This window comes from Streptomyces sp. 13-12-16 (genome assembly GCF_002114215.1).
Taxonomy (GTDB): Bacteria; Actinomycetota; Actinomycetes; order Streptomycetales; family Streptomycetaceae; genus Streptomyces.
This window is the reverse complement of the sequence record NZ_NCTE01001277.1, coordinates 516-8,101: the sequence shown is the minus strand read 5'-3', so window position 1 is coordinate 8,101 and position 7,586 is coordinate 516. Positions and strand designations below refer to the sequence as shown.

At 72.5% G+C, this 7,586-nt stretch carries 8 protein-coding genes; 4 read left to right on the top strand and 4 right to left on the bottom strand.

Annotated features, from left to right (window positions below):
- Positions 1–1,292 (bottom strand): PLP-dependent aminotransferase family protein (locus B7767_RS39320; RefSeq protein WP_085576127.1); only part of this gene is annotated, 1,292 nt, incomplete at its 3' end.
- Positions 1,293–1,322: 30 nt separating this feature from the next.
- Between B7767_RS39320 and B7767_RS39315 the strand changes: the two genes are divergently transcribed.
- The 4 genes from B7767_RS39315 to B7767_RS39300 all read left to right on the top strand — a co-directional run bounded on the left by B7767_RS39315 (position 1,323) and on the right by B7767_RS39300 (position 4,870).
- Positions 1,323–2,057: a YitT family protein gene (locus tag B7767_RS39315; protein WP_373408276.1), complete on the top strand. Its 735-nt coding sequence runs from the start codon at positions 1,323–1,325 to the stop codon at positions 2,055–2,057.
- Positions 2,054–2,821, top strand: coding sequence for a glycerophosphodiester phosphodiesterase (locus tag B7767_RS39310; RefSeq protein WP_085576122.1), 768 nt, complete (start codon positions 2,054–2,056; stop codon positions 2,819–2,821). The genes B7767_RS39315 and B7767_RS39310 overlap by 4 nt, the downstream gene beginning before the upstream one ends.
- A gap of 50 nt (positions 2,822–2,871) precedes the next feature.
- The gene (locus tag B7767_RS39305) at positions 2,872–4,218 is read left to right on the top strand and encodes an MFS transporter (protein ID WP_085576121.1); all 1,347 of its coding nucleotides are present in this window, start codon (positions 2,872–2,874) and stop codon (positions 4,216–4,218) included.
- A gap of 277 nt (positions 4,219–4,495) precedes the next feature.
- Positions 4,496–4,870 (top strand): RNA polymerase-binding protein RbpA, encoded by a 375-nt coding sequence (locus B7767_RS39300; protein ID WP_003977404.1) that lies wholly within the window; start codon positions 4,496–4,498, stop codon positions 4,868–4,870.
- 108 nt (positions 4,871–4,978) lie between these two features.
- Here the strand turns inward: B7767_RS39300 and fxsA are convergent, their stop codons facing one another.
- The 3 genes from fxsA to B7767_RS39285 form a co-directional block, all read right to left on the bottom strand.
- A complete protein-coding gene (gene fxsA / locus B7767_RS39295; RefSeq protein ID WP_085576120.1) occupies positions 4,979–5,566 on the bottom strand; it encodes an FxsA family membrane protein in 588 nt (195 codons plus the stop codon).
- An 81-nt stretch (positions 5,567–5,647) separates the two neighbouring features.
- Positions 5,648–6,499, bottom strand: a complete 852-nt coding sequence (locus B7767_RS39290; RefSeq protein ID WP_107486589.1) for a polyprenol monophosphomannose synthase — start codon at positions 6,497–6,499, stop codon at positions 5,648–5,650.
- Positions 6,500–7,046: 547 nt separating this feature from the next.
- A partial coding sequence (locus tag B7767_RS39285; protein WP_143652907.1) for an amidohydrolase family protein occupies positions 7,047–7,586 on the bottom strand: 540 nt, incomplete at its 5' end.

Here is a 7,586-nt window from a genome sequence, read left to right as displayed (position 1 = left end):
AGGCGGGAGCCCGAGAGACCGCCGGTGCGCACCCACAGGGTGAGTCCGCCGCGCGGTACCTCGAACTCCCAGTCGGGCAGCTCCCGCCGCACCGCGGCCACCAGCTCGTCCCGGTTCCGCCGGGCCTGGGCACGCCGTACCTCCACCGCCTGTTCCCAGCCACCGGTGCCGAACAGCCAGTTCACGGCCAGTTGTTCCAGCACGGGCGTGCCCAGATCGGCGTACGCGCGTGCGGCGACGAGGCTGCGGATGACGTCGGGGGCCGCGCGCACCCACCCGATGCGCATGCCGGCCCAGAATGCCTTGCTCGCCGAGCCGACCGTGATCACCGTGGACCCCGCCGGGTCGAAGGCGCACACCGGGCGCGGCATCTCCACGTCCGCGTCGAGCCACAGCTCGCTCATCGTCTCGTCGGCGACCAGCACCGTGCCCGCGGAACGCGCCGCGTCCACCAGGCGGCGCCGCTGGTCCTCGTCGGCGAGCGCGCCGGTCGGGTTGTGGAAGTCGGCCACGACGTACGCGATGCGGGGCGCCGCCTCGCGCAGCACCTGGCGCCAGCGGTCCAGGTCCCAGCCGGCCAGTCCCTCGGCCATGGCGACGGGGACGAGCCGGGCCCCGGCCTCCCGCATCAGCTGGAGGATGTTGGCGTAGGACGGCGACTCGACGGCGATGCGCTCGCCGCGTCCCCCGAAGAGGTGGCAGATGGCGTCGATGGCACCCATGGCGCCGGTCGTCACCATGATCTGCTCGGGCATGGTCGGGATGCCCCGCGCGGTGTAGCGGTCCGCGATCATCGAGCGCAGCGCGGGCAGCCCGGCGGGATAGTCGCCATGGGTGTGCGCGTACGGCGGAAGCTCCTCCAGCGCGCCCTGGACGGCCCGGGTGAGCCAGGGCTCGGGCGCGGGCAGCGCGGCGCAGCCGAGGTCGATCATCGAGCCGAGGGCCTCGGGCGGCAGCGGTTCGAGTCCCCGCGCGGGCACCGGATTGCCGGCCGGGACCGCGGTCCAGCTGCCCGCGCCGCGCCGTGACTCCAGGAACCCCTCGGTGCGCAGCGCCTCGTAGGCGGCGGCGACGGTGGTGCGGCTGACGGAGAGGGCGAGGGCCAGTTCCCGCTCGGCGGGCAGCCGCGCGGCCACCGGGACGCGTCCTTCCAGCACCAGCAGGCGGATGCCGTCGGCGAGCGCTCGGTAGGCGGGCGGGCGGCGGGTCCCGGGACCGGCCGGGCGGTCCTGCTGGGAGTTGAGCAGCCGGGCGAGCTGCGCCGCACCCACTGCGGAGGTCCACTGCACCATGAGAATCAGTCCACCTTCCCCGGATTGGCCATGGATGACATCATCGACCAAGCCACAGGGTGTCATGCGTCGGTCCACTTCCACCACAGGGGGCACGTTTTGGCCAGGTACTCCTCCCGGCGCGGGCATCTCGCACGGCGGCTGTTCCAGCTGTACGCGGGGCTGGCGCTGTACGGCGCGAGCTCGGCGCTGCTGGTGCGGTCGGGGCTCGGCCTCGAACCGTGGAACGTGCTGCACCAGGGCCTGTCCGAGCGGACGGGACTGTCGATGGGCGTGGTGCTGACCCTCGTGGGCGCGGCGGTGCTGCTGCTGTGGATCCCGTTGCGTCAGCGGCCGGGCCTCGGCACCGTCTCCAACGTGCTGGTGATCGGCGCGGCGATGGACGCGACCCTGGCCGTGGTCCCCGACGCGCACGCCACGGCCGTACGCGTGCCACTGATGGCGGCGGGCATCGTGCTCAACGGCGCGGCGACCGGACTGTACATCGCGGCGCGCTTCGGCCCGGGCCCGCGCGACGGACTGATGACGGGACTGAACCGGCGCACCGGGGTGTCGGTCCGCCTGGTCCGCACGGCCATCGAGATCACGGTCGTCGTCACGGGCTTCCTCCTCGGCGGCACGGTGGGCGTCGGCACCCTGCTGTACGCGGTGACGATCGGCCCGCTCGCCCAGCTGTTCCTGCGCGCCTTCGCCGTCCCCCCGTCGTCCGACGGCAGCACGGTCGTCGCCGGCGGCCGGCCACGGCGCGCGATACTGCGTCCGTGACCCCGCGGATACGCCACCCCTACCTCGACCGTCCCGGCCCGATCGCCTTCGCCCACCGGGGCGGGGCGGCGGACGGCCTGGAGAACACCGTCCGGCAGTTCCGGTGCGCCGTCGAGGCGGGCTACCGGTACATCGAGACCGACGTCCACGTCACGCGCGACGGCCGGCTCGTCGCCTTCCACGACGCGGCCCTCGACCGGGTGACGGACGGCGCGGGCCGGATCGCCGACCTGCCGTGGCGGGACGTGGCGCACGCACGCGTGGCGGGCGAGGAACCGGTCCCCCTGTTCGAGGAGCTCCTGGAGACCTTCCCCGGGGTCCGCTGGAACGTCGACGTGAAGGCCGAACCGGCCCTGCTGCCGTTCCTGGACCTCGTCGGGCGCACCGGTTCCTGGGACCGGATCTGCCTCGGCTCGTTCTCCGAGGCCCGCGTGGTGCGCGCCCAGCGGCTGGCCGGCCCCCGGCTGGCCACCTCCTACGGCACCCGGGGCGTGCTGAACCTGCGACTGCGGTCCTGGGGACTGCCGGCCGCGGTACGCCGGTCGGCCGTCGCCGCCCAGGTCCCCGAGCAGCAGTCGGGCGTCCAGGTGGTCGACCACCGGTTCGTGCGGGCCGCCCACGCGCTCGGGCTCCAGGTGCACGTGTGGACGGTCAACGAGGCGGAGCGGATGCACCGGCTCCTGGACCTCGGGGTGGATGGCATCATGACCGATCACATCGACACACTGCGCAAGGTCATGGAGGACCGCGGCGTCTGGGTCTGAGACCCCGTGCCCGACCGCCTCCTCGCGCTCACGGGGAAGCGAGGGCACGGGTGGACACCGACACCGTGCGGTCAGCGGCGGGGGACGAGGCCGCCGGCCGGCGGCGCGAGCAGCGCGGCTGGTACTTCTACGACTGGGCGTGCTCCGTGTACTCCACGAGCGTGCTCACCGTGTTCCTCGGTCCCTATCTGACGTCGGTCGCCGAGGCCGCGGCGGACGCGGACGGGTTCGTCCACCCGCTGGGCATACCGGTGCGCGCGGGCTCCTTCTTCGCCTACTCGGTCTCCCTGTCGGTGATCGTGGCCGTGCTGGTGATGCCGCTGGTGGGGGCCGCCGCCGACCGCACCGGTCGTAAGAAGCCGCTGCTCGCGGCCGCCGCGTACACCGGGGCCGCGGCGACGGCGGGCATGTTCTTCCTGGGCGGCGAGCGCTATCTGCTCGGCGGTCTGCTGCTGGTGGTGGCGAACGCGGCGCAGTCGGTCGCGATGATGCTCTACAACTCCTACCTCCCGCAGATCGCCCCGCCCGAGGAGCGCGACGCGGTCTCCTCGCTCGGGTGGGCCTTCGGATACGCGGCCGGGTCCCTGGTCCTCGTCCTGAACCTCGTCCTCTACACGGGTCACGAGAGCTTCGGTGTCTCCGAGGGCATGGCGGTGCGCATCTGCCTGGCGTCGGCCGGTCTGTGGTGGGGCGCCTTCGCGCTGGTGCCGCTGCGCCGGCTGCGCGACCGCCGCGCTCCCGCGCGGGAGGCGGCCCTGCCGGGCTTCCGGCAACTCGCGGCGACCGTCCGCGACATGCGCCGGCACCCGCTGACGCTGGGATTCCTGCTGGCGTACCTGGTCTACAACGACGGCATCCAGACGGTGATCACCCAGGCCTCGGTGTACGGCTCCAAGGAGCTGGGGCTCGGACAGTCGACGCTCATCACGGCCGTGCTGCTGGTCCAGGTGCTGGCGGTGGCGGGCGCGCTGGCGCTGGGCCGGCTGGCCCGGCGGTACGGCGCGAAGCGCGCGATCCTCGGCTCCCTGGTCGCCTGGACCCTGACCCTGGCAGCCGGGTACTTCCTGCCCGCCGGGGCCCCCGTGTGGTTCTTCGTGCTGGCGGCCGGAATCGGCCTGGTGCTCGGCGGCAGCCAGGCGCTGTCCCGCTCGCTCTTCTCCCATCTCGTACCGCCCGGCAAGGAGGCCGAGTACTTCTCCGCGTACGAGGTGAGCGACCGCGGGACGAGCTGGCTCGGGCCGCTGCTGTTCGGTCTCACCTACCAGCTGACGGGCAGCTACCGGGACGCGATCATCTCCCTGGTGGGCTTCTTCGTCCTGGGATTCGCGCTGCTCGCGCGGGTGCCGGTGCGGCGGGCGATCACCGAAGCGGGCAACCCGGTCCCCGAACGGATTTAGCGCTGGGCGCGAAAGGGCTGTAGTGTACGCGTTTGGCCTGCCAGGCGTACCGTTACTGCGCGTCAAAGATGCCGAACGCTGAGTCGCTTCTCCTTGTAGATGTGACAAACCGGACGTCGGGGGGTACTGCACTGGTTGACAAGGCTGCGGCTACGACGGCGACGCATGACCCGGATCGGAACTCCGGACGGGAATCTTTACCGCCGCCCGGACGTTGACCGGATGACGACGACAGCGACACCTGTCCTGTGGGCGACAAGCCCGGGAGGCACGATTCATGAGTGAGCGAGCTCTTCGCGGCACGCGCCTCGTGGTGACCAGCTACGAGACGGACCGCGGCATCGACCTGGCCCCGCGCCAGGCCGTGGAGTACGCATGCGAGAAGGGGCACCGCTTCGAGATGCCCTTCTCGGTCGAGGCGGAGATCCCGCCGGAGTGGGAGTGCAAGGTCTGTGGTGCCCAGGCACTCCTGGTGGACGGCGACGGCCCCGAGGAGAAGAAGGCCAAGCCCGCGCGTACGCATTGGGACATGCTGATGGAGCGGCGTACCCGAGAGGAACTCGAAGAGGTCCTCGAGGAGCGTCTCGCCGTTCTGCGCTCCGGTGCGATGAACATCGCGGTTCACCCCAGGGACAGCCGAAAGTCGGCTTGATCCCGCCGGGGACCTGGGCGAAGCCACAAACGCACAGCGGCACAGGACCGCGGGCGCCGTACGTCTCGTACGGCGCCCGCGGTCCTGTGTGTGCGGGCCCGGCCGCCCTCAGCGGGTGAGCGGCGGGCGCGGTCCCTGCGGGGTGCCCTCCGGAGCGCCTCCGGGTTCGTCCCGGACGACCTCGCCCTGGACGACCTTGCCGTCGGGCCGGCGCATACGGGCCTGCTGGAAGGCGTCCCCGAGAGAGCCCTGCGCGGCCTCACGGAGCTTGCGCTCGAAGGTCCGCTCGGCGTGACGGCTCACGGCCTTCTGCACCGGCGGCACCAGCAGGAGCAGCCCCACCGCGTCCGAGATCACGCCGGGGATGATCAGGAGCAGGCCACCCAGCATCGTCAGGCCGTTGCCCTCGCTGTTGCTGTTCGGCCGGGCCTCGGACAGCATCCCGCCCTGCTGCTGTTGCAGCGTCTCGGTCAGGTTCTTGAAGGCCCGCCGGCCGGCCCGTTTGATGACGGCCGAGCCGAGGACGAGGCCGGCCACCAGGATCAGGAGGACCACCAGTCCGTTCGACGCCCCGGCGACCACGGTGAGCAGCCAGGTCTCCAGCACGAGCCATGCGGCGACACCCAGCGGCAGGAAGGTGCGCAGCCGGGAGCGCCGGGGCCGGGCGGGATACGGGGTCTGAGCGCCAGTCGTCATGCTCCCAGTGTGCCTGGGCCCGGCTCAGCGCGGGATAAGCGGGACCACCGGGACCACCGGGATGAACAGACGGCCGTACGCCTACGGTTCCGACCGCTTGACGTCCGGCTCGGGCTGCTTGACGTCCGGCTCGGCCCGCTGCTTGTCGTCGCCGCGTCCGAGGACCTTGCCGACCCTCTCCCCCACGCCCCACGCCGTGACCCGCCACAGCGCCTCGACGAGGATGTCGCGGCTCATCTTGGAGTCGCCGAGTTCGCGCTCGACGAACGTGATGGGCACCTCGACGACGTGGTAGCCGGCCTTCACGGCACGGCGGGCCAGGTCGACCTGGAAGCAGTACCCCTGGGAGGCCACGTCCTCGAGGCCCAGGCCCTCCAGCGTCTCGCGGCGGAAGGCGCGGAAGCCGCCGGTGATGTCGCGCAGCGGCAGGTCGAGCGCCACGCGCGAGTAGAGGCTGCCCCCGCGCGAGATGACCTCACGGGACTTCGGCCAGTTCACCACCCGGCCGCCGGGCACCCAGCGCGAACCGAGCACCAGGTCGGCGCCCTTGAGGGCGGTCAGCAGACGGGGCAGTTCCTCGGGCTGGTGGGAGCCGTCGGCGTCCATCTCGACCAGTACGCCGTAGCCGTGTTCCATGCCCCAGCGGAAACCCGCGAGATAGGCCGCGCCCAGGCCCTCCTTGCCCTTGCGGTGCAGCACCTGGACGTGGTCGTCCCCGGCGGCCAGTTCGTCGGCGAGCTTGCCCGTGCCGTCGGGGCTGTTGTCGTCGGCCACGAGAACGTGCGCCTCGGGAACGGCCTCGCGCACCCGGCCGACGATCGCCTTGATGTTCTCCGCCTCGTTGTAGGTCGGGATGATCACCAGAGCTCTGCCGAGCGGGCCGAAGTTCCGCTCCTGGGATCCTGCCGCGAGGGTCCCGTCGCCGTCGTTCACTACTGCCCCTTCATGTCCTGTGCGCAGGGTCCCACCATAGTGGGCACGGCCCGCGCCGACGTGACGGGACGTTCATATGGTGGTGTCGTTTACCGAAGATCGGGTAGGAACACACTTTTTGGGCATGCCGAAGAGGGCGGGGAACAGCGGATGGGGCCCGGCGCCCTTCGGGCCGGCCCGGGACCCGCCGGCTGCGGATCGACCTGGAGCCGTTGTCTACTGAGCGCCCGGGCCCCACCCGGGGGTCGCACCTCCCCGGCCGGTCGGCACGTCCCTCGGTACCGCGCCGCCGCTGGGCCTGGTTCCCAGTGACGGTGCCCCGGTGCGGCACACCGTCCCTGACCCAGCGGTGCCGGCACGGGTGACCGGACGTTCTCCGGCCGGGTGTCCGGTGGTGGACCCGGCCGAACCTACCGGCCCTCCGCGGCCGCCTGTCAACAGTCGCCCGACCTGCGCGATGCGGTTCGAACGCCTGGTCAGCGAGGAGGACGCGCAGGTCGCGGGAGAGGGGCGCGGCACATGATCGTCACCGCGCCGCCCGCGTGGATCACTCGCCCGGCCGTACGAACACCGTGCGTCCGCCGACCACGGTCCGCAGACAGACCGGCAGGTCACGGCCGGGGGCGAGGTCGGGCAGGCCGGGGGTACCGGAGCGGGGGTCGGTGGACCAGCGCGCCACCCGGTCGTCGGGTGCCTGGACGACGAGTTCACCGGTGTGCCAGAGGGCGTAGTCGGCGGGGGCGCCGGGCACCAGGACGCCCGCGTCGTCGCGTCCGACCGCCCGCCAGCCGCCGCGCGTGTGCGCGGTGAACGCGGCGCGCACGGAGACGCGGTGCTCCGGTGTGCGGTGGAAGGCGGCGGCCCGGACCGTGCCCCAGGGGTCGAGGGGGGTGACCGGACTGTCGGAGCCGAAGGCGAGCGGGACGCCGGCGCGCAGCAGCGCCGCGAAGGGGTTGAGGGTGCGGGCCCGCTCTGCTCCCAGGCGCCGCGCGTACATGCCGTCCTCACCGCCCCACAGCGCGTCGAAGGCGGGCTGGACGGAGGCGGTCAGGCCGAGCTCGGCGAAGGCGGCGACGGTCTCGGGGGT